Raw genomic sequence first — 21,544 nt, 5'->3', positions numbered from 1 at the left:
CGCGCGGAGCCGGCATATGCGCCGAATCCAGGCAGGGGAACCGTGCGGCGCGCGTACAGGCCCGTGCCTGCGCCGCCGACGGACGTACCCGGCGAGAATGTGCGGCCGGGCACCGATGAGAGGTCGGGTCAGTCCAGTCCCGGGCAGGGCGGTCCCCTGCGGCACAGAGCCCAGGCCAGCACCTGGGAATCGCGGACGTTCGCGCGGTCCGCCGTGATCGGGCGGGCGATGCGGGAGTACGCCGGGGGCGCGGCGTCGCGGGCGATCAGCAGCGCCCACAGCAGCTCGCGCAACGAGCAGCCGAGCAACAGCAGCAGCGCGGCCAGCGCCGTCTCACCGCGATCGAGCCACCACGCCGACACCGCCGCTACCAGGGCGTGAGCCAGCAGCATGCCCGCCCAGGCGAACAAGCCGTCCTCATGATGGCCGGTGAACAGGTGCGAGTCGTGCTCGGCGCCGCCGGAGGAGAGCACGGAGGAAAGGGAGGCTTCGCCCGCCGTGAACAGCTGGTGCATCCCGTACTGGGCGGCGAAGGAGGCGGTGAGCAGCGTGCCGGGGGAGCGTCTGCGACGGGCCAGCACGTACGCGCCCGCCGCCGTCACCGCCGTGGCCGCCAGCACGGTTCCGAGACCGGCGATCGGGCCGCCGGCCAGCACATGCATGCCCAGGGCCGCGAGCACACAGACGGCCGCGAACACCGCCGCCCGCAGCCCGCGCAGACCGGGCCGGCCAGCCTGCGCGGTGTCCCTGCTGCCGGTGCCGCGTCCTTTCTGGTCGGGGCTCATGCGCGTTCACCGCTCACACCGACAGATACGGCGGGTTCGCGGGTGCGGTTCACCGAACGCGACGAACTTTCGGGTCAACGCCCGCCCACGGCGCGGCCGGTGGATCGAAGCCGCAGGTGGGAGCCCGTATGCTCACTGGGCGCCGTACACCAACCTGGGCGGGTGACCTCCGTAAAGCTGACTGACGGTGACGAAGCGGTAGCCGCGCTTGGACAGGCCACGCAGCACCCGTGGCATCGCGCGGACCGTCGACGGGTGGATGTCGTGGAACAGGATGACGCTGCCCGGCCGCACCGACCGCAGCGCCTTGCGGGCCACCTTGGCGCTGTCGCGCGACCGCCAGTCCAGAGTGTCCAGGCTCCACATCACCATGGGCCGCCTGGTCTGGTGGCGGACGGTCGCGTTGAACGCGCCGTACGGCGGCCGGACGAGCTTCGGCCGGACCCCGATGGCCGCCTTGATCGCCTGGTCGGTACGGGCGAGCTGCGACCGCACCCGGACGGCGGACAGCTTCGTCAGGTCCGGGTGCGACCAGGTGTGGCTGCCGATCTCGTGCCCCGCCGCGTACGTCCTGCGCACGACGCCCGGGCTAGCGGCGACGTTCTGGCCGACAACGAAGAACGTGGCCCGCGCCCGGTAGGCGGCCAGGTGGCGCAGCAGCGCGTCCGTGTACTTGCCCGGCCCGTCGTCGAATGTGAGCGCCACGCACTTGGCCCGGCGGCAGTCGACCGGCCTGGCCTGCTCAGCGGTGGCGCCGTTGATCGCGGCCAGCACCGGCGCCAGCGAGGCCGCCCCCGCGGCCTCCACCGCCCCCGCCGCCTTCGCCCACGCCTCCCGCACAGCGACCGATAAGGCCGCAGGCGACACCCCGGCCCCCGCTTTGGCCTCAGTCCAGGTCCCAGCTTTGGCCTCTGTTCCGGCCTCCCGGGTCTCGGGCTGGGCGGAATCCGGTGTCGCGCCCACCACGCGCCGCTCTGCCTGTGCCGTTCCGGACGTGGCCTGTGCCGGGTCCGGAGTGGCGGTCAGGTAACCACAGGCCGCCGTCAGCAAGGCGGTCGTGGCGAACCACCCCGCCGTCCCCCGTCGCGCCCCGGCCCCTGCGGGCGGGCGCGGGTTTGTGCCGATGTTCATTTTTGCCCCCTCGCGCACCGCCCCCGGTGCGCCCCCTGAGCGACGACCCCGGCGAGCGCCAGGATCGTTCCAAGGTGTTGGACTGTCGCCGTTCGCACCTGGTTCGCGGAAGGCCGCTTTCCGGATGAAGCGGTCGGGGAGGGGACGACATCTCGACCAGGGAAGCCGTCGGCGTCGCGGCCGGGCTAGGCGCCGTAACCGCCGTCGATCCGCAGCACCGCCCCGGTGACGTAGCTGGCCTGCGGGCTGGCGAGGAAGACGACGCCCGCGGCGATCTCCTCCGGCCTGCCGTACCGCCCCATCGCCGTCGTCGGCAGGAAGACGGGCGCGGCCGGGCCGTCGGCGGGGTTCATCGCGGTGTCGACGAACCCGGACTGGATGACGTTGACCGTGATGCCCCGGTGGGCCAGGTCGCGCGCCGCGCCCCGGCTGTAGCCCTCAAGGGCCGACTTGGTGCCGGCGTAGTCGGTCATCCCGGAAAAGCCCACCCGCGTTCCCACGCCCGAGCTGATGCTGATGATCCGCCCGCCGTCGGGCAGCAGCGGGAACGCCGCCCGGATCGCCGCCACCACGCTGGTGTAGTTGACGGCGAGCTGGCGGTCGAAGGCGGACTCGTCGGCGAGTTCGCTGTCGATCGGGACGCCCACGGTGACGCCCGCGTTGTTGACCAGAATGTCCAGCCTGCCGAACTGCTTGACCACGCTGTGGACCAGGCCGGCCGCCTGGGCCGCGTCCGACTGGTCCGCCTGGAAGGCCGCCGCGCGCACGCCCTTCGCCTCCAGCTCGGCGACCACGGCCTTGGCCTGATCCGCCGAGGACGAATAGCTGATCGCCACGTCGGCTCCCTCGTCGGCCAGCGCCAGTGCCGACGCCGCCCCGATCCCCCGCGATCCGCCGGTCACGATGGCCACTCTGTTGTCCAGCTTCCCCATGTGCTTCGCCACTCCTCAAATAACGGTTTTCTTGACTGTGCAGTCCACAATAAGGATGGTGGACCGCACGGTCAAGAACTCGTATCCTGTTCACATGGCACGTCCGCGATCGTTCGACGAGAAACAGGTGCTCGACGCGATCCGTGATCAGTTCTGGGACGCCGGTTACGCCGAGACCTCCCTCGAAGACCTGATGCGGGTCAGCGGCCTGGGCAAAGGCAGCCTGTACGCGGCCTTCGGCGACAAACGTCAGCTCTTCCTCCGGACGCTGCGCGGCTACACCGAAGAAAGCCATGGGTACCTGCGGCGCGCCCTCGCCGAGACGCCACGGGCCCTGGACGCCCTGCGCATGCTCATCGAGTCACCGGTCGACGACCCGGCCGGCACGCGGCGCGGCTGCCTGATGGCCAACAGCACCTGCGAGCTCGGCAACCACGATCAGGACGTCCTCGACCACGCCCACCGCACCTACGAGACGTCCACCGCGCTGATCGCCGACTGCGTCGCCCGCGCCCAGCGCGAGGGCGACCTGCCGGCCGACGCGGATCCGATCGCCCTGGCACGGGCCCTGCTCGCTGCGCAACAGGGGCTCGTGTTCATGAGCAGGACCGGGATGGACACGGAGACACTCCTGGCCACGGCACGATCGCTCGCGGCCCAGCTCCTGCCGGACCCCTCCGGCGACTGAACTCGCTCAGGTGTGGCCGACCTCGCGCAACCCCGCCTCGGCGAAGGCCGTCCGTTCGTCCGTGGACGTCCCTATCGCGGCGTGCGGGCTTGACAGGGGGCCGGGGCTGGTCTTGTCTCGTTCCATCGGGGTCGGGAGGGGAGCCCTGGCATGCTCGCGATCCGCCGCACCGTCCTTGCCCTGCTCGTCACCGCCGCCCTCGTGACGATCCCCGTCGAGCCCGTGCTCGCCCGGGCCCCCGCGCCGGGCGGGCCGGGTGCGGGCTCCCACTTCGGCCTGGCCAGGAAGGACTGCGTGGGCACCGCCACCGGCCGGGCCTCCAAGGTCTGGTACACGGTCGCGGGCGGCGTCCTGTCCGACGTGTACGAGCCGACGATCGACAACACCAACGTCGAGACCATGCAGTTCGTCGTCACCGACGGCAGGACGTTCACCGAGCTGCAGGCCCGCGACACCACCTACCAGGTGAGCACCGACCGCTCCGGCATGACCTGCACGATCACCTCGGTCAGCAGGAACGGCCGCTACCGCCTGACCACCACCTACGTGACCGATCCGGGAAGCGACGCCGTCGTGGTGCGCACCCGGCTCCAGCCCGCCGGACTGCGGCTCTACGTCCGGCTCGACGCGAGCGTCAACGGCAACGGGGGCGGCGGCCGGCCGAACGGCGGCGCCGACAGCGGCACGATCGACGGCGCCACCGGCGCGCCCGTGATCTGGGACGAGGGCACCGAGACCTCTGCCCCGGCCCGCGACTACGCCGTGCCCACCCACCTGGCGCTGCGGGCCGAACGCCGGCTGCAGGAGGCGAGCGTCGCGTACGCCGGCACCCCCGGCGACGGCGCCGCCCAGCTCGACGCGGACCGCCGGCTCACCCCCTACACCGACGCCCCGGCGGGCAACGTGGTCGCCACCGCCCGCCTGCCCATCGACGGCAGGGGCGAGGTGACGTTCGCGCTCGGCTTCGGCCGCACCAAGGCCGCCGCGCTGCGCATCGCCGGCGAGGCGGCCGGCCGTTCGTTCGAGGCCACCCGCGCCCGCTATGAGTCCGGCTGGGCCGCCTACGACGCCGGGCTGCGCCGGCCGCCGAACGCGCTCGGCGACTTCTACCGGCTGTCGGCCAACGTGCTCAAGGCCAGCGAGGACAAGACGTTCCCCGGCGCGGTCGTGGCCTCGCTGGCCAGCCCGTGGGGCCAGGCGATCTCGGCGGGTGAGCTGGTCGGGGGCAAGGCGATCTACTTCGGCTCCTACCGCGAGGTGTTCGCCCGCGACCTGTACGAGGCGTTCACCGGCTTCCTCGCCGCCGGCGACGTGGCGACCGCCCGCGACACCGTCCGTTTCCTGCTGGAGCGCCAGCAACTGCCGGACGGACGGCTGCCGCGCAACTCGCTGCTCAACGGGGAGCTCGCCCCAGACTCGGGCGGCGACCAGCTCGACGAGACCGCCTACCCGCTGCTGATGGCCTACCAGGCGGGGCTGGCGGGCGACGCGAAGCTCTGGCCGAGGGTGCGGGCGGCGGCCGACTTCGTGCTCTCGCGCGGGCCCGCGTTCGGCGTGGAGCGCTGGGAGGAGCAGTCGGGCTACTCGCCGTCCACGATCGCGGCCGAGATCGCCGGGCTGGTCGCGGCGGGGGAGATCGCCGCCAGGCAGGGCGACCGGGCCAGGGCCGCGCTCTACCGTTCGACCGCCGACCACTTCGCCCGCTCGGTCAAGGCATGGACGGTCACCACGACAGGCTCGTACGCGCCGCGCTACTTCCTGCGCCTGTCGCGCACCGGCGATCCGGACGCGGCGGCGCCGTACAACCTGGGCAACGGCGGCCCCACCGAGGACCAGCGCCGGGTGGTGGACGCGGGCTTCCTGGAGCTGACCCGCCTCGGCATCCTGCCGCCCGGCGACCCCGACGTGCTGGCCAGCCTGCCCGTCGTGGACCGGGTGATCAGGCGCGACACCGCCCGCGGCCCCGGCTGGTACCGGTACGGATCCGACACTCCCGGCACCGAGGACGGCTACGGCGACTGCCACGAGCCCGACCCCACCTCCTGTACGCCGTCGGGCAAACCATGGCCGACCGGGAACGCCGGCTCGGGGCACGTGTGGCCGGTGCTGGCCGGCGAGCGGGCCGAGCAGGCGTTGCAGACCCGCGACCAGGGCACCGCCTCCGCGCTGCTGTCGGCCATGCGCGCCATGTCCTCGGGTACCGGGCTGATCCCCGAGCAGGCGTGGGAGAACCAGGACCTGCCCGCCTCCCCGTACGGGAGCGATCCCGCCGTCGCCTCGATCGGCTTCCGCGACGGCGGCCCGGCGGGCTCGGCCTCGCCGCTGACGTGGGCGCAGGCGCAGGCCGTGCGGCTGATCCTGTCGCTCGGGTCGAGCAGGCCGGTCGAGCAGCCCGGCGTCGTACGCGAGCGTTACGCGACCATGCCGCGAACGGTCCCGCTGACCGTCACCGCCCCGGCCGACGGCACCGCGGTGGCCGGCGCGTCGGTGCAGGTCGAGGGCACCACGGCGCCCGGCGCGCGGGTCGAGGTGGCCGCCACGCCCGTCGATACGGGCGCGCCGACGCAGGTGGTCTCGGCTCGTGCGGGCTCCGACGGCGCCTTCAGCGTGGCGGCGCCGGTCTCGTTCGGGGAGGTCGTGCTCACCGTGACGGCCGCCACGCCGGACGGCAGGAACGCCTACGCGCGGCGCTCGGTCGTCGGTGACATCGCGGGCGCCACGACGGTGCTCGACGTGAGCGATCCGGAGGGGGACGACGACGGCCCGGGCACGTACGTCTACCCGACGGCCGCCGACTTCCACGACGGCGCGTTCGACCTGCGCAGATTCCAGGTCATCACCGACGACACCACCGTCTACCTGCGGGCCGAGGTGCGCGACCTGACCGCCACCTTCGGCAACCAGATGGGGGCTCAGCTGCTCGACGTGTACGTCCAGGACCCGGCGGTGGCCGCGCGCTCGACGGATCCGGCCTTCCCGCAGCGCAACCATCGCATCGCCGGGCCTGACGCGTGGACGCAGCGGGTGGAGGCGCAGGGCTTCGCCGCTCCCGTCTGGGTGACGGCCGACGGCGTGGCGCGGGCCGGGGCCGCGGTCCGCGCCACCGGCACGACGCGGACGATCACGATCGCCCTGCCCAGGGCCGTCTTCGGCACGCCGGGGCCCGGGTGGCGCTTCGCCGTGGTGCTCACCGGGCAGGACGGGTTCAGCGCCGACCAGGCCAGGGGGTTCGCCGCCACGCCGCAGCCGTTCCAGTTCGGGGTCTGCGCCGAGGGCGGCACGGATCCGCTGTGCGCGGTCGATCCCGGGACGGTGCCGAAGGCGCTCGACGTGCTCGTACCGGACGGGCAGTCGCAGGCCGACGTGCTGAACCCGCTCGCGGGCCCGGTCGAGGTGCCCGCCGTCACCGTGCCCTGAGCCGCCTGGGACCGCCGCTCGGACCGGACTGGCCCCCGGGCGGCGGCCGGGACTGCCGCCCGGGGACGTCTCACGGGACCGGTGATCCGGAACGCCGGTGGCCGGTCCCGGATGGTCAGCCGGGCCACGAGCGCTGGAGTGTGCGGCGGACACGTTCCCCGGCCGGGGGCGGCACGTCGCCGTCGGCGGAAGGGGCGGGCGGCAGCGCGGGCAGGGCCGCGGGCACCAGCACCGCCGTCTCCTCCTCGGTCACCGGCCGCTCGATCTCCGTGAAGCCACCCTCAGGCCCGCGGACGATCACCCCGGTCTCCACCCCGTGCGCGACGGTGTGCCGGTCGCGCAGCTGCAGCCCCAGGCAGATCCGCCGGGTGACGACGTACCCCAGCACCGGCCCGGCGACGATGAGGACGCGGAAGATCCAGGTGGTCGCGTTGAGCGAGATGTGGAAGTTCGAGGCGATCAGGTCGTTGCCCCCGGCCAGCCAGAGCACGCCGTAGTACATGATCCCCGCGACCCCGAGCCCCGCCCGCTTGGGCACGTCGCGCGGCCGGTCGAGCAGGTGGTGCACGGCGTGGTCGCGGGTGATCCACCGCTCGGCGAACGGGTAGAGCGCGAGCACGGTGAACAGCAGGCCGGGCGCGCCGAGCGCGGGGATCAGCACGCTCATCGTCACCGTGGAGCCGAAGACGGTGAACTCCCACGGCGGCATGATCCGCAGCGCGCCCTCCAGGAAGCCCATGTACCAGTCGGGCTGCGAGCCGGCGCTGACCGTGCTCGGCAGGTACGGCCCGTACAGCCAGATCGGGTTGATCTGGAACACCGTGGCGAGCAGCGCGACCACCCCGGTCACCCACAGGAAGAACACCGTCGTCTTCGCCAGGAACGCGGGGAAGAACGGCGCGCCGCGCACCTGCTCGTTCCGCAGCCCCTTGGCTCGGAACTGCGTGTGCGTCTGCCGCCACGTCAGGATCACCGCGTGCAGCGGCAGCAGCACGAGCAGCAGGGCGGGGATCAGCAGCACGTGCAGGCTGTAGAGGCGGGAGACGATGTCCTCGCCGGGGAACTCCCCGCCGAACAGGAACGTCGCCACGTACGTGCCCACCAGCGGCACCGAGATGATCACCCCGTGCAGGATGCGCAGCCCGGCCCCGGACAGCAGGTCGTCCGGCAGCGAGTAGCCGAACAGCCCGTTGAGCAGCACCAGCGCGAACAGGGCCACGCCGATCAGCCAGTTGAGGTCACGCGGCTTGCGGAAGGCGCCGGTGAAGAAGTTGCGCAGCATGTGCACGACGATCGCGGCCAGGAAGATGAGCGTGGCCCAGTGGTGCATCTGCCGCATCAGCAGGCCGCCGCGCACCTCGAAGCTGATCTCCAGCGACGACGCGTACGCCTCGCTCATCGTCACGCCGCGCAGCGGCACGTAGCTGCCGTTGTAGACGACCTCCTGCATGGACGGCTTGAAGAAGAACGTCAGGAAGACGCCGGTGAGCAGGATGACCACGAACGCGTACAGTGCGATCTCGCCCAGCAGGAACGTCCAGTGGTCGGGAAAGATCTTCCGCATCGCCTTCTTCAGGAATCCGGCTCCGCCGAGCCGGTCGTCCAAGGCTCCGGCCAGTGAGCTGCCCTTCATCGCCACCCCGCATACGACTTGATTGCTCCTTCAGCAACAAGACGGGATAGACGCCGCGAATGTGACACTCACCGGCCGGTGAAATTTTCCGCTCAGGCGAACCGCTCGACCGTGACGGGGATGAGGCCCTGCTCGCGCACCACCTGCCGGTGATGGTGCAGCAGCGCCCCGAGCGCGGTGACCGGGCCGGAGCCGAGCCGTGCGGTCACGTCCACGCACCAGGCGATGCCCGCGCCGATGCGGCGTAGCTCCCAGGTGAAGCCGTGGCCGCCGGAGCTGGCGCTGGCCTTGCCGACCACGCGGGGATGGTCGGTGGGTTCGAGGCGCAGGGCCGTGCGCGCGTTGGCCAGGCCGTCCTCGCCCAGCTCCCCGGCGAACAGGATCCGGTAGCGGCGCGCCCCCGAGCCGGAGCCGAGGTTGAGCGGGGCCGTGGTCGGCAGGTGCCGGCGCTCTTGGAAGAGGGTGCGCAGCCCGGCCTCCTCCGGCAGCCCGCCGCCGCCGAGGCGGGCGAAGGCGGCGCTGGCCTCCTGCCTGCTCACCGGGGTCACCCGCCCCCGCAGGGAGCTGTCGGCCCTGATGGCCCGGCTCAGCTCCGCGGAGGCGGACCAGGCACCGATCTCCGGTTGCCACTCGGCGCCGTCGATGCCGGCCGCCGTGTAGTCGTCGCACAGGACGAACTCCTCCACCAGGAGGGCCGCGGGCGAGGGGTCGCCCGCCGTCGGGGAGATCAGGTAGTAGTCCACCGGCCCATGATTGTAGGCGGCCGAACACCGGATCAAGATCATTGACACGCGCCGCGCCCCCGGTCCGCATGGCTGAAGCCGATACGGGCAGGAGTCCGCCGGATCTCCGATAACGAACTAATGTGGATAACTGCCTATATGTCAGGCGCGGGAGGCATCAGGGATGCGGAACGGCCGGACCAGAGAGACACTCGCGAGCATCATGGCGGCGGCGCTGCTCGTCACCGCGGGATGCACCTCGTCGGGCGGCGGATCACCGGACCGGCCCCCGCAGGTCAGCGCCCCGGTGGCGAAGCTGTCGATCACGCCCGCCGACGGCACGAAGAAGGTCGCCCCCGACACCGCGATCGGCGTCAAGGTCACCGGTGGCAAACTGGGCGAGCTGGCCGTCGCCGATGCCAGGGGCCGGCCGGTCAAGGGCGCCGTCGGCGCCGACGGCCTGTGGCGGCCCCGATGGCCGCTGCGGCCCTCGACGGCGTACACGGTCAGCGCCCAGGCGACCGGCACCGACGGCAAGCAGGTGACGGGGCGCTCCACGTTCACCACGCTCAAGCCCAGGCGGGTGCTGGAGAGCGGCATGTCGCCGCTCGACGGCGAGAAGGTGGGCGTCGGGATGCCCGTGCAACTGCTGCTGTCGCGGCCGATCCCCGGCCAGAGGGAGCGGGCCGCGATCGAGCGGTCGCTGGTCGTCACGATGTCGCGGCCCGTCGAGGGCGCGTGGAGCTGGGTGAGCGACCGCGAGGTCCAGTTCAGGCCGCGCGAGTACTGGCCGGTCGGGCAGAAGGTGACGGTCGTCGCGCACCTGGCCGGGCTGCGCGCGGGCGCCGGCGTGTGGGGCACCAAGGACCGCAGGCTGAGCTTCACCGTCGGGCCCGAGCACATCACCAAGGTCGACGCGAAGACCCACCGGGCGGTCGTACGGGAGGACGGCGAGGTCGTGAAGACCATCCCGGTCAGCCTGGGCAGGCCGGGCGACGACAGCTACTCCGGCGTCATGATCGCGCAGGAGAAGGCCGCCGACATCGTCATGGACTCGGCCACCATCGGTGAGCCGGGCGAATACCGCATCAAGACGAAGTGGAACGTCCGGATGACCTACAGCGGCACCTTCTTCCACGCCGCCCCCTGGTCCACCGGCGCGCAGGGCAGCTCGAACGTCAGCCACGGCTGCGTCAACGCCAGCCCCGCCAACGCCCGGTGGTTCTACGACTTCACCCAGCGCGGCGACATCATCGAGGTCACCGGCACCTCCAGGAAGCTGCGCTTCGGCAACGGGCCGACGCCGTGGGCCAAGTCGTGGGAGGCGTGGCTGGCGGGCAGCGCCCTGGGCAAGCCGATCAACGGGTAGGGCAGGCTTTGCGGCGTTCGACCTCGGCGGGGACGTACTTCGCCCACTCCACGGGCGTGAGGTCGCGGCGGGCGAGTGCGCAGGCGCCGCCGACGAGGTCGGCCGGCGGTTCGACGTCCCACAGTCGTACGCGGCCCCCGTCGTCGGCGCCGGCCAGGGTCCGCGCGTCCAGGGCGAAGGCCAGCGCGGTCACCGTCCTGCGCTCGCCGGTGGGGGAGACGCTGATCGCACGGTTGCTCGCCAGGTCCCAGAGCCGGACGGTGGCGTCCGCGCCGCCGGTCGCCAGCGTCCTGCCGTCGGGGCTGAACGTGAGCGAGGTGACGGGGTTGACGTGGCCGAGCAGCGCCGCGCTGGGCTGGTCGCCGCCACGGACGTGCCACAGGCGCACCACGCCGGCCGCGTTGCCGGTCGCCAGGGTCCTGCCGTCGGGGCTGAAGGCCGACGCGAGCACGGGCTCGTTGTCGTTCAGGCGCATCGAGACCTCCTTCGTGCCCAGGTCCACCAGCTGCACCCCGCCGGCGACGGCGAGCGCCAGCGTGCGCCCGTCGGGGCTGAGCGCCAGCGACGACGGCTTGGCGCGGGTGGCGATGCGGTCGCGCACGTCCAGGGAGCGGCGGTCGACGACGCGCACGCCCGCGCCGCCGCCGACCACCAGCGTGCGCCCGTCGGGACTGAACGCCGCCACCGAGCCGGCCCCGCCGATCCTGGCCGGCTTCCGCCGGACCTGCACCCCGGTGAGCCGTACGCCGTCCTTGCCCGCCTCGGCCGCGACGATGTCACCCGCCCGGTCGAACGCCAGCGCCAGCGCCTGCTCACCCAGACGGTAGGACGACCTCCTGGCCGGCCAGCCGAGCACCCGCAGCAGCCCGGAACGAGCCTCGGGGGTGGGGCTGACCCGCCAGGCCAGCGCGGCCAGCAGCGCCGAGAGCGCGGGATCGCTGACCAGCGCGCTCTGCTCGGCGAGCCCCTGCGACACCTCGTCGTCCCGCACGATCCGCAACCGGCGCTCCGCCGTGGTCAGGCTGGCCACGTTGAGGCCGGCCACCAGCACCGTCACGAGCAACGCCAGCAGCGCGGTCCCGCGCACCGTCCTGCGCCTCCTGCGGGCCCGGTCGCCGGCCTCGAGGAAGAGGCGGGCCCGGTCGTCCAGGGGCAGCTCGCCGCTCTCCTCCCACCGCCCGCGTGCCTTCATCACCGTGGCCAGCCTGGTGCCCCGGTAGAGGAACGCCGGATTGCGCCGGTTGTCCATCCAGGCGGCGGCGTCGTCCAGCAACTGGTCGTACAGGATCTGGCCCGACAGGTCCTCCTCGAACCACTCCCGCAGCCGCGGCCAGTCCTCGGCCAGGCACCCGTGCGCCATCCGCACCGCGTCCGCGTCCACCACGACCACGCGCGCGGCGGCCAGCGCCCGCAGCACCGCGTCGAGGTCGCCGGGCGCGTCCACGTGCTCGGCCCGCAGCCCTTCGAGCGTGGCCCGCCGGGGCAGGATCCGGCCGTCACGGGAGATCGCCGCCAGCCGGCGCAGCACCGTACGGGCGACGGCCTGGCGCGGGACGTCGAGCGCGAGGTAAGCGGACTCGGCGGCGTCGACCACCGCCCTGCGGATGCCGCCCGTCTGGGCGTAGCCGCGCAGGGTGAGCCGGTGGCCCTCGCGGTGGCACCAGGTCGTGTGCATCGCCTTGGCCAGCAGCGGCAGCGCACCCGGCTCCGGTGCGCCGCGCGGGGTGCGCAGGTCGTCGAGCACCGCGTCGACCAGCCCCTCCTCCAGGGCCAGCCCCGCCACCTCCGCCGGGCCGGTGATCGCCCGCCGCAACTCGCCGCGCCCCATCGGCCCGAGCACGTACGCGGGGCCGGCCAGCTCGGGGAAGGCCGCGCACCGACCGGCAAAGGGTGCGCTCACCACGACCACGACCAGCGCGGCGTGCGGGCCGGTGGCGATGGCGTGCAGCGCGGCGACGAACGCGGCCGTGTCAGGATCACCGGACACGGCCCCGGCCAGCACCTCCTCGAACCGCTCCACAACCAGCACCAGCCCCTGGCAGGACGGCTCGCCGCCCGACGGCAGCTCGCCACGCAGCTCCCTGCCCGTCGGTCCGTTGCCCGGCCGGCCATCGCCGGACAGTCTGCCGCCCGGGAGCGCGGTGCTGGGGAGGGTGGCGTTCGGGAGGGCGGTGATGGCTTGGGTGGCGACGGAGCGGGCGCTTGCTGGGCGTTCGCGGAGTGAGGCGAGCACGGTCGCGGTGTCCAGGCCATCGACCAGGCCGGCCAATGACGCGGCGAGCTCGTTCAGTGGGGCGGTGCCGGGGGTGAGGACCAGGCCGTGCCATCGCGTGCCCCGTGGCCCGCTCTCGGCCAGGGCGGGCAGGAGGCCGGCGCGGACCAGCGACGATGCCCCCACACCGGTGGGCCCGGTCACCACTACCGGCTCCCGTGCCTCCGACAGCAGGCCGGCCAGTTCCCTGACGGCCTCCTCGCGCCCGAAGAACACCTTCGCGTCCCGTTCGGAGAACGGCTCGGCGCCCGGATACGGCAGCCCGTCGAACACCTCGCCCGCGTCGGGCACCAGCGGCCTGACCGTCCCGCGCAGCCGGTCCAGGTCCCGCTCGCCGCGCACCACCACGACCTCGTGGGCGGCCCGCTCCAGCAGCGCCAGCGCCTCGGGGGCGGCGTACCCGGCGACGACCAGCACGATCCTGGCCGGCCAGCCCCGTGCCCGCACCCGTTCCATGAGGCCGGCCAGGTCCGCCGCCTCCCGTGCGGTGAAGACGGCGTCCACGATCCGCACCAGCAGCCGGGGTCCGGATGCCGACAGGACCGCGTAGTCGGCCGCGACGTCGCCGTCCCGCCAGTCGCGCCGGTATCCGGCCCGCTCGTCCAGCAGCCACGCCTCCACCGCCCGGTCCGCGGCCTGCCGGGCAGCGGCTCCCGTGCCGAGCACGCGGTCGGCGAAGCGGCCGTCGATCGTGCCGCGATCACCCCCCGCCGTGGCCAGCCGGAACGCCCGCCAGGCCAGCTGCAGGAAGGCCCGCACGTTGCCGCCGCTCAGCCGCAGCAACGCGCGCACCCCCTCCTCCGTGAACGGCCCGATCCCGCTCCCCGAGCCGACCGAACCGCCCGGTCCGGCCGACCCGCCCGGCCGGCCGGTCCACCCGCCTGGCCCGCCGCCCAGCCCGCCGTTCGGCCTGGCCGGCCCGATGCCGGGGACGCGAGCCCGTTCCAGGTACGCGCCGAGCAGGGCGAATGCCTGATCGGGGCTGAGCACGCCCGTCTCCAGGTGGTTGGCCCCGAAGCGCTGCCGCAGGTCGTCAGGCAGCGCCTCCCACCCCGCCCCGCTCCCCGACAGCAGCAGCATCCCGCCCTCCTGCGGGACTCGCTCCACCAGCGAGTGCAGCACCCCCAGGTTCGACGGCCGGCCGAGGACGAGCCGTTCGCACTGGTCCACCACGATGATGACGGGCCGCCCGACCCTGGCGCACAGCGCGGTCAGCAACTGCAGCCCGTGGCGGCACTGGTTGGCGTCGGTCATCGGTCCTGACACGCCCAGCCGCGCCGCGTCCGTCGGCGTGATCTCCCGCCCGGCCAGCCACGCGAACGCGGCCTCCTCCATCGCGGGCTCCAGCAGCGACGTCAGCGCCCGCTGGAACTCCTGCCCGTCGTCGGTCACCCGGCCCAGCTCGTCGGCCTGCGCCTCCAGCACCGCGCCCGGCTCCACCAGCAGCTCCGTGAACAGCAGCTCCGCCCGCCCGGGATCGGGCGGCCGGCGCAGGCCCGCCTCCTCGCCGGCCAGCACCGCCTGGAAGCCCCGGCTCAGCTCGCGCAGCCGGTCGCGGCCCACCTGGCTCATGAGTCGCTGGTAGAGGGCGCGGAAGTCGCCGTCCTGGGCCTTGGCGTAGAGCCGGAGCGCGCCGGTCTCGCCGCCGAGCGCGTACCTGATCGTGTGGGTCTTGCCGGTGCCGTGCTCGCCGTGCAGGAACGCCACCTGCCCGCAGGACGGATGCTCCAGGTACTGCCGGACCAGCGCGGTCAGGCCGGCCACGGCGGGCAGCTCGACGGTCGGCCCCGTGATCTGGGCGTCGAGGATGTCGGCGTCCCTGACCTGCTCCTCCATGCTCATGGTGCCGCGCGCGGGGAACGGGTTGCCGGTGGCCGTCCTCATGACGCCCCCAGCTCGTTCAGCATCCTGATCATGAAGAACATGAACCGGTGCGGGATCTCCAGCTCGGTGTTGTTCGGCCAGGGGCCGTGGTCGGCGGCCGAGCCGAGCCGGATGTCCAGCAGCAGGCTCAGCGTCTTGACCACCGACTTGATCGGCGTCGGCGCGGGCCAGGCCGTCTCCAGGCTGTCGGGCGGGAACGGGCTCGGCAGCGCCGAGGCCGCCCGCCACCGCTCCTCGGCCAGGCAGCGGACCTGCTCGCCCTTCAGCGGCTCCAGCTTGATCAGATGGACGTCCAACCGGCTCAGCTCCTCGTACGAGGGCGTGTTGGCGTGCTTGTAGTCGCCGTGCGTGAACACCGCGATCGACCGGCTGCTCTTGAACACCTTCCGCATCGCGTCCACCAGGCTCGTCTGCCGCAGGCCCTCGAACACCACCCCGAACGAGCACCGTCCTCTGGCCTGCCCCGCCAGCTCCCCGTGCAACCGCCGGGCGAGCCCCCGGTAGCGGCTCTGGTAGACGCCCTCGTCGATGCCCTCGATCGTGTTGAGCGACTCGGTCAACGCGGGGGAGAGCGTCAGGTCGGCCTCCTCGATCTCGTTCTGCAGCTCCACCATCGCCTCCTTCACCCACTCGAAGTCGCGGTTGTGGCCCACCTTGATCCGGCTGACCAGCAGCCGGTCGTCGAGCTCGCTGACCTGCCGGTAGACGTCGAGCACGTGGTTGGCGATCGTCGTACGACCGGTGTAGTCACGGCCGCTGACCACCACGAACGCCGACTCACCCGCCTCCACGGTCCGGCGCAGGTACGTCCTTAGCGCGTCCGTCGAGACGAACCCGTCGATGTCGACCAGCAGCGAGCGGTCGCCCGCGCGGGCCAGCGGGTCCAGCGGCTCGATCCGGTACGGGTTGCCGTGACGCAGCCCGTACAGCTCGTAGCGCAGCGGCTCCGACAACATCGTCAGCGGCCCAGCATCGTGAGATAGCCGGGGAGCTCGTCCTTCACCTCCGTGAACGCCGTGCCGCCGAAGACGCCGCCGAGGTAGTCCTGCGACCGGTGGAACCTGCGTACGGCCGCCGCCATCGGTTCGGCCTCGGCCTGGCCGTAGCGTTCGACGAGACGGTCGGGGCGGTCGAGGGGCAGGCGGCCGGCGTACATGTCCTCCAGCGCCGCGGCCAGGCGGGGGCGGGCCACGATGGCGTCGTACAGGTCGGGGCTCTGGACGCGCAGGACGACCAGCCTGATGACGATGTCGGCGCGCAGCGGCGGGCCGCCGACGACGCTCATGACGGCGCAGGTGTTGAGCACCCGCTTGATCCGGCGCGGGTTGGGGGCGACGATCCCGGCCAGCAGCTCCCGGTACGCGGCCAGTGCGCCGGGCAGCGGCAGCCGGTCGAGGAAGGAGCCGGGGTCGATCGGCATCAGCGTGAGCGGCAGCTGAACAATCTTGTCCAGATATTCGTCGCCAATTTCCACGACTCGGGCGGCATCGAATCCGAATTCCCGATATTTCACGGCAATGCCCTGATCGACCACATTCTTGGCGACGGCCAGAATGACGACGACGTGGCGCAGATCGAGGAACAGCTTGACCGACTCCAGGAGATCGACGATCTCGTGCGGCTGGCAGCGGTCGAGGTCGTCGATGAAGATCACCAGCCGGGCTCCGTCGGCCGCGGCGCGGTCGGCCTGCTCCTGCAGCGTGCGCCGCAGGTTGCGCAGCTCGCTGTGCACTTTGCCGCGCTGCTCGGCGTACTGCCTCGACAGCTCGCCGATCCGGTCGAGCGTGACCGCGCCGCCCGAGACCTTGCGCAGCAGCGTGTCGGAGGTCAGCCCGGCGATCACGTGGCCGAGCCGGCCCGCCGCCTCGCGCAGGCGGTGGCGTCCGTCCTGCTCCAGAGTGTCCTGCAGCGCGTGCAGCAGCGGCAGCAGCAGGTGGGGCTCGCCCCGGTGCACCCACGGGTTGAAGTGCACCCTGATCGTGCGGCCCGGATGATCCTCGGCCAGGCGCTGGTCCACCATGCGCAGCAGGCTCGACTTCCCGCTGCCCCAGGGGCCGTACACGCCGATCGTGAACGGGGTCTCGGTCGCCGCGTCGGTGATCACCCGGACCAGGGGGTCGACGTAGCGGCCGAAGCCCAGCTCGTCCTGCTCCAGCCCGACCGGAGCGTCGGACAGGACCGGAATGTCTTTGTCCATGAATGCTCCTTTGCGGGCGTGCGCGGTCGGCCGTGCAATGGAGCATATAAACCGGCCCCCGCGAAGGAGCGAATTCGGGAAATCCTTTGTCGGGCGCCGCCCGTTCCTTCGCCTGTTCTCCGGTACGCGGGAAATGCGCGCCGGCGGCGATGAAGACGCAGACTGGGAGGACGACATCGCCGTTCATGGAAGGCGTTGTGATATCAGGTGCCGACTGACGGAAGGTGGCGCAGGCCGGCCCGGCTGCCCGCCGTCGCCCTGTGGCTGCTGATCTGGCTGCTCAACTGCTACGAATTCCTGCTCACCATCTGAGCCCTCGCTGTCCGGTGGTCAGGCGCTCGCCCCCGGGACCACCAGGCCCGACTCGTACGCGAAGACGACCAGCTGGGCCCGGTCGCGGACGCCGAGTTTGATCATCGACCTGCTCACGTGGGTCTTGGCGGTGGCAGCGCTGATCACCAGGTGCTCGGCGATCTCCTCGTTCGACAGCCCTCTGCCGACCAGGGCGACGATCTCGCGTTCGCGGCCGGTCAGCCGGTCGAGCCCAGGGGCGGGGAGCGCCGGGCGGGGCGGGGTGCTCACGTACTCCTCGATCAGGCGGCGCGTCACCGACGGCGACAGCAGCGCCTCGCCCCTGGCCGCCACCCGCACCGACTGCAGCAGGTCGCCCGGCTCGATGTCCTTCAGCAGGAAGCCGCTGGCGCCGGCCCGTAGCGCGGCGAAGACGTACTCGTCGAGGGCGTAGTTGGTGAGGATCACCACGCGGACGTCGTTCAGCTCCGGGGTGGCGCCGATCCTGCGGGTGGCCTGGATGCCATCCATCAGCGGCATGCGCACGTCGAGCAGCGCCACGTGCGGCCGCAGCCGCTCGGCCAGCGCCACCGCCTGCGCGCCGTCGCCCGCCTCGCCGACCACGGCGATGTCGTCGGTGAGTTCGAGCAGGGCCCTGAAGCCGGCTCTGATCAGCGGCTGGTCGTCGGCCAGCAACACCCGGATCACAGCCGCTCCCCAGCCTGGGTGTGGAGCTCGGCCGGCTCTCCTCCGGCTCGGGCGGGGAGCGCGGCCGGCTGCCCTCCGGGGAGTTCCGCGTGTACCGCGAAGCCGCCGTGCTCGCCGGGGCCCGCCGTCAGCGAGCCGCCGGCGGCGACCGCGCGTTCGCGCATCCCGATCAGCCCCATCCCCGGCCCGGCCACGCCCGGCTCGCCGTCGTTCTCCACCCGCAGCACGATCGCCGAGGGGGCGTAGTCGACGCTCACCGTGACCGCCGCCGCGCCCGCGTGCCGCAGCACGTTGGTCAGCGCCTCCTGGGCGATCCGGTACGCGGCCCGGTCGACCTCGGGCGACGGCGCGTACGGGACGCCGCGGACGGTGTGCGTCACCCGCAGCCCCGCCCCCTCGGCCCTGGCGACCAGGCGCGGCAGCCCGGACAGCCCCGCCTCGACCTCCTCGGGAGCACGCAGCACGCCGAGGGTGGCACGCAGCTCGTTCATCGCCTCGTGCCCCGACTCCTTGATCGCCAGCAGCGCCTCCCTGACCCGCTCGGGCCGGCGTTCCAGCAGCTCAAGGGCCAGGACGGCCTGCACATTGACCACGGAGATGCTGTGCGTGAGCGAGTCGTGCAGCTCCTGCGCGATCCACAGCCGCTCCTCGCCCGCCTGGCGCAGCGCCGCCTCCTCGCGCGTGCGCTCGGCCTCCAGCGCCCGCTGCTCCACGGCCTCCGCTCGCTGCTCCATCGCCTGCGCGCGCTGCTCCACCGCCCGCAGGTACGCCCTGCCGCTCCTGGTCACCTCGCCCACCAGCACCATCGCCACCAGCCAGCCGCTCAGCAGCGCCATCCAGCTGCCCGGCGGCGGGTCGTCGGGCGCCAGGGCCATCAGGCCGTACATCGACACGGCCAGCGCCGCCGCCAGCCAGATCGCCGCCTTGCGCCGGCCGAGCACGACGAGGGTGTAGATCGAGGCCAGCGCGGGCGCGGCGGTGAACACGCCCGGGTAGTGAGCGGCGTAGTACACGACCCCGGAGGCCGCTGAGACGATCCCGGCCGCCAGCGGGGCGGTGCGGCGGAAGGCCAGCGACAGCGCCGCGACCACGATCAGCGCCAGGCCCGCCGGGTCGAGCGGCCGTTCCTGGGGGCCCGACCACGACAGGTTCGCGTACGTGCCCGCCACGATCGCCGTCAGCACGCCCGCCGCGACCAGCGCGTCCTTCCCGCGGGTGTCCATGCCTTCAAGGTAGGGGACCGGCTCGGACGGGGCGTCATCCCGGGGGCGTACGTTTCGCGTACCGGGCGTCCCGCGTACGACCCCGGGAGTACGGAACAGAGTCGTCCGGTGCGGGATGTGGACGGAGGGGTGATCCGAGGAGCATTCCCGGCATGACCTCCTCGAACTCCGTTCCGCGACCGCGCGGCTGGATCGTCTGGTCGTTGCGGGTGACGGCCACCGGGCACCTGGCCGGTGTGCTCGTCCAGGCGGCGCTCGCCGGGCTGTTCGTCACCGGCGACGTCGATCTGCTGGCCTGGCACCGCGACAACGCCGGCTACACGCACGCGCTGCTCTACCTGCAACTGGTGGCCGCCGTGCTGCTGTGGCGGCCGGGACGCGGCCCCGGATGGCCGGCGCTGGCCGGGGTGGGGCTCGTGGTGCTGGAGACGGCGCAGGTGGGGCTGGGCCAGGCGCGGATCATCGCGGGGCACTTTCCGCTCGGCGTGGCCATCTTCGGGCTGTCGGCCGTCTTCACCGCGTGGACCTGGCGAGCGTTCCGCCGCCCCGCGCCTGTGGGGGACGGCGGTGCCTCCGACGTGGGGGTGGAAAGCGCGGGGGCGGAAAGCGCTTGGGCCGGAAGCACGGGGGCCGGTGGCGTTGCGGGCGGGCGCGGCGATGCCGGGGGTGGCGCATGAGCCGCGTCGGGGCCGGAGGGTTCTCGCGGCGGGCGTTCCTGGGGGTGCTGGGCGGGGCCTCGTTGGGCGTGGCGGGGTGCAGGACGACGGCCGAGGTGGCCGGGCAACTGCTGCGGAGCAGGGCGCGGCTGCCCAAGCCGTTCACGGTGCCGCTGCCGATCCCGGACGTGGCCAGGCCGGTGGCTCCCGGCCGGTACGAGGTGACGCAGCGGGTGGCGGCGGCCGAGATCCTGCCAGGGCTGCGTACCGAGGTGTGGGGATACGGCGGCACCTTCCCCGGGCCCACGTTCGAGCTGCGGCGCGGGGAGCCCGCCACGGTCGCGGTGCGCAACGAGCTGCCCGTGCCCACCTCCACCCACCTGCACGGGGGCGTCACCCCGCCCGGCTCCGACGGCTACCCGACCGACCTCGTCGTGCCCGCCGGCTCCGCGCTACGGCCGGATCACCCAGGAGAGGTGCACCATCCGCTGGTCAACGAGTACCGCTACCCGGTCGGCCAGCGCGCCGCCACGCTCTGGTACCACGACCACCGGATGGACTTCACCGCGCCGCAGGTGTGGCGGGGGCTGGCCGGGATGGCGCTGGTGCGGGACGACGAGGAGGACGCCCTGCCGCTGCCGCGTGGCGAGCGGGAACTGCCGCTGATGATCTGCGACCGGGCCTTCGAGGAGGACGGCTCGTTCCGCTACCCGCAGCCGTTCGACGCCCCGCCGGCCGGACACACCCCGCCGACCGGGCACGGGCGGCACGGCCCGCCGAACGGCTGGGGGAAGCTCGGCGGTGACTACATGGAGGGGGTCGAAGGGGACGTGATCCTGGTGAACGGCGCCCCCTGGCCGGTCGCCGAGGTCACGGCCACCCGCTACCGCCTGCGCCTGCTGAACGCCTCCAACGCCCGCAGATACCTGCTCAGGCTGACCCCCGGCGGCCGGTTCACGCAGATCGGCAGCGACTCCGGGCTGCTCGCCGCCCCGGTGGCGCACGACGCGATCCCGATCTCCCCCGGCGAACGGTACGACGTCGTCGTCGACTTCTCCGCCTACCCGGTCGGCACCGCCGTCACCCTGGTCAACGCCCTGGCCGACGGGCCGGCCGGGAACGTCATGCGCTTCGTCGTCACTCGGCGGGCGCCCGACGACGGCGCCGTGCCGGCCGTCCTGTCCCGTCCCCCGCAGCGGGTGCGCCCCGTGACCACCCGCCGCTTCGACTTCCGCGCGACGGACGGCGCGTGGACGATCAACGGGCAGCGCTACCGCCCCGGCGTGCCGCTGGCCCGCCCCCGCCTGGGCACCGCCGAGATCTGGCGGCTGACCGGGGACTTCCGCCATCCCGTGCACGTGCACCTGGCTCACTTCCAGGTGCTGGCCAGGAACGGCCGGCCGCCGGCCGCCACGGACGCGGGCTGGAAGGACACTGTGGACGTGCGCCCGTACGAGGTCGTGGACGTGCTCGCCCGCTTCGACGGCCACCGCGGCACGTACATGCTGCACTGCCACAACCTCGAACACGAGGACATGGCGATGATGGCCGACTTCGAGGTGATCTGAGGGGATATGACCGTAGGGGCCCCTCCCGATCAACCCGTCGAACTACTAAGTTGATCCCATAGGGGACT

15 protein-coding genes are annotated in these 21,544 nt (G+C 73.0%); 5 read left to right on the top strand and 10 right to left on the bottom strand.

Annotation, left to right across the window (positions count from 1 at the left end):
• Window positions 1-128: 128 nt before the first annotated feature.
• The 3 genes from AB0C27_RS02395 to AB0C27_RS02385 all read right to left on the bottom strand — a co-directional run bounded on the left by AB0C27_RS02395 (window position 129) and on the right by AB0C27_RS02385 (window position 2,848).
• A complete protein-coding gene (locus AB0C27_RS02395) occupies window positions 129-785 on the bottom strand; it encodes a hypothetical protein (protein WP_357836590.1) in 657 nt (218 codons plus the stop codon).
• A 132-nt stretch (window positions 786-917) separates the two neighbouring features.
• On the bottom strand, window positions 918-1,916 hold the full coding sequence (locus tag AB0C27_RS02390; protein WP_357836586.1) for a polysaccharide deacetylase family protein: 999 nt from the start codon (window positions 1,914-1,916) through the stop codon (window positions 918-920).
• 185 nt (window positions 1,917-2,101) lie between these two features.
• Window positions 2,102-2,848 carry an SDR family oxidoreductase gene (locus AB0C27_RS02385; RefSeq protein ID WP_357836583.1) on the bottom strand — a complete coding sequence of 249 codons (747 nt, stop codon included), beginning with the start codon at window positions 2,846-2,848 and terminating at the stop codon, window positions 2,102-2,104.
• A gap of 94 nt (window positions 2,849-2,942) precedes the next feature.
• Here AB0C27_RS02385 and AB0C27_RS02380 point away from each other — a divergent pair, with 94 nt between their 5' ends.
• Window positions 2,943-3,536 carry a TetR/AcrR family transcriptional regulator gene (locus AB0C27_RS02380; protein ID WP_357836580.1) on the top strand — a complete coding sequence of 198 codons (594 nt, stop codon included), beginning with the start codon at window positions 2,943-2,945 and terminating at the stop codon, window positions 3,534-3,536.
• Window positions 3,537-3,686: 150 nt separating this feature from the next.
• Window positions 3,687-6,953 (top strand): glucodextranase DOMON-like domain-containing protein, encoded by a 3,267-nt coding sequence (locus tag AB0C27_RS02375; RefSeq protein WP_357836577.1) that lies wholly within the window; start codon window positions 3,687-3,689, stop codon window positions 6,951-6,953.
• Window positions 6,954-7,068: 115 nt separating this feature from the next.
• Here the strand turns inward: AB0C27_RS02375 and AB0C27_RS02370 are convergent, their stop codons facing one another.
• Both AB0C27_RS02370 and AB0C27_RS02365 read right to left on the bottom strand, forming a co-directional pair.
• The gene (locus AB0C27_RS02370; RefSeq protein WP_357836574.1) at window positions 7,069-8,586 is read right to left on the bottom strand and encodes a ubiquinol-cytochrome c reductase cytochrome b subunit; all 1,518 of its coding nucleotides are present in this window, start codon (window positions 8,584-8,586) and stop codon (window positions 7,069-7,071) included.
• Window positions 8,587-8,678: 92 nt separating this feature from the next.
• A complete protein-coding gene (locus AB0C27_RS02365) occupies window positions 8,679-9,329 on the bottom strand; it encodes a hypothetical protein (protein WP_357836571.1) in 651 nt (216 codons plus the stop codon).
• A gap of 163 nt (window positions 9,330-9,492) precedes the next feature.
• Between AB0C27_RS02365 and AB0C27_RS02360 the strand changes: the two genes are divergently transcribed.
• The gene (locus AB0C27_RS02360) at window positions 9,493-10,677 is read left to right on the top strand and encodes an Ig-like domain-containing protein (protein ID WP_357836566.1); all 1,185 of its coding nucleotides are present in this window, start codon (window positions 9,493-9,495) and stop codon (window positions 10,675-10,677) included.
• Here the strand turns inward: AB0C27_RS02360 and AB0C27_RS02355 are convergent.
• From AB0C27_RS02355 to AB0C27_RS02335, 5 genes are all read right to left on the bottom strand, one after another.
• On the bottom strand, window positions 10,667-14,833 hold the full coding sequence (locus AB0C27_RS02355; RefSeq protein ID WP_357836563.1) for a hypothetical protein: 4,167 nt from the start codon (window positions 14,831-14,833) through the stop codon (window positions 10,667-10,669). The two genes, AB0C27_RS02360 and AB0C27_RS02355, sit on opposite strands and share 11 nt — an antisense overlap.
• Window positions 14,830-15,789: a hypothetical protein gene (locus AB0C27_RS02350; RefSeq protein ID WP_357836560.1), complete on the bottom strand. Its 960-nt coding sequence runs from the start codon at window positions 15,787-15,789 to the stop codon at window positions 14,830-14,832. The genes AB0C27_RS02355 and AB0C27_RS02350 overlap by 4 nt, the downstream gene beginning before the upstream one ends.
• A 2-nt stretch (window positions 15,790-15,791) precedes the next feature.
• On the bottom strand, window positions 15,792-17,030 hold the full coding sequence (locus AB0C27_RS02345; protein WP_357836557.1) for a P-loop NTPase fold protein: 1,239 nt from the start codon (window positions 17,028-17,030) through the stop codon (window positions 15,792-15,794).
• Between the two features lie 330 nt (window positions 17,031-17,360).
• Window positions 17,361-18,029 (bottom strand): response regulator transcription factor, encoded by a 669-nt coding sequence (locus tag AB0C27_RS02340; RefSeq protein ID WP_357836554.1) that lies wholly within the window; start codon window positions 18,027-18,029, stop codon window positions 17,361-17,363.
• Window positions 18,026-19,252 (bottom strand): sensor histidine kinase, encoded by a 1,227-nt coding sequence (locus tag AB0C27_RS02335; protein WP_357836552.1) that lies wholly within the window; start codon window positions 19,250-19,252, stop codon window positions 18,026-18,028. Before AB0C27_RS02335 ends, AB0C27_RS02340 begins: the two co-directional genes overlap by 4 nt.
• Before the next feature lie 152 nt (window positions 19,253-19,404).
• On the opposite strand from AB0C27_RS02335, the gene AB0C27_RS02330 reads away from it, so the two are divergent.
• Both AB0C27_RS02330 and AB0C27_RS02325 read left to right on the top strand, forming a co-directional pair.
• Window positions 19,405-19,929, top strand: coding sequence for a hypothetical protein (locus tag AB0C27_RS02330; protein WP_357836549.1), 525 nt, complete (start codon window positions 19,405-19,407; stop codon window positions 19,927-19,929).
• Window positions 19,926-21,476, top strand: coding sequence for a multicopper oxidase domain-containing protein (locus tag AB0C27_RS02325; protein ID WP_357836547.1), 1,551 nt, complete (start codon window positions 19,926-19,928; stop codon window positions 21,474-21,476). Before AB0C27_RS02330 ends, AB0C27_RS02325 begins: the two co-directional genes overlap by 4 nt.
• Window positions 21,477-21,544: the final 68 nt, after the last annotated feature.

Source organism: Nonomuraea sp. NPDC048882, assembly GCF_040649755.1.
In the GTDB taxonomy this organism is placed as follows: Bacteria; Actinomycetota; Actinomycetes; order Streptosporangiales; family Streptosporangiaceae; genus Nonomuraea; species Nonomuraea maheshkhaliensis.
This window is presented reverse-complemented; position numbering and strand designations above follow the sequence as displayed.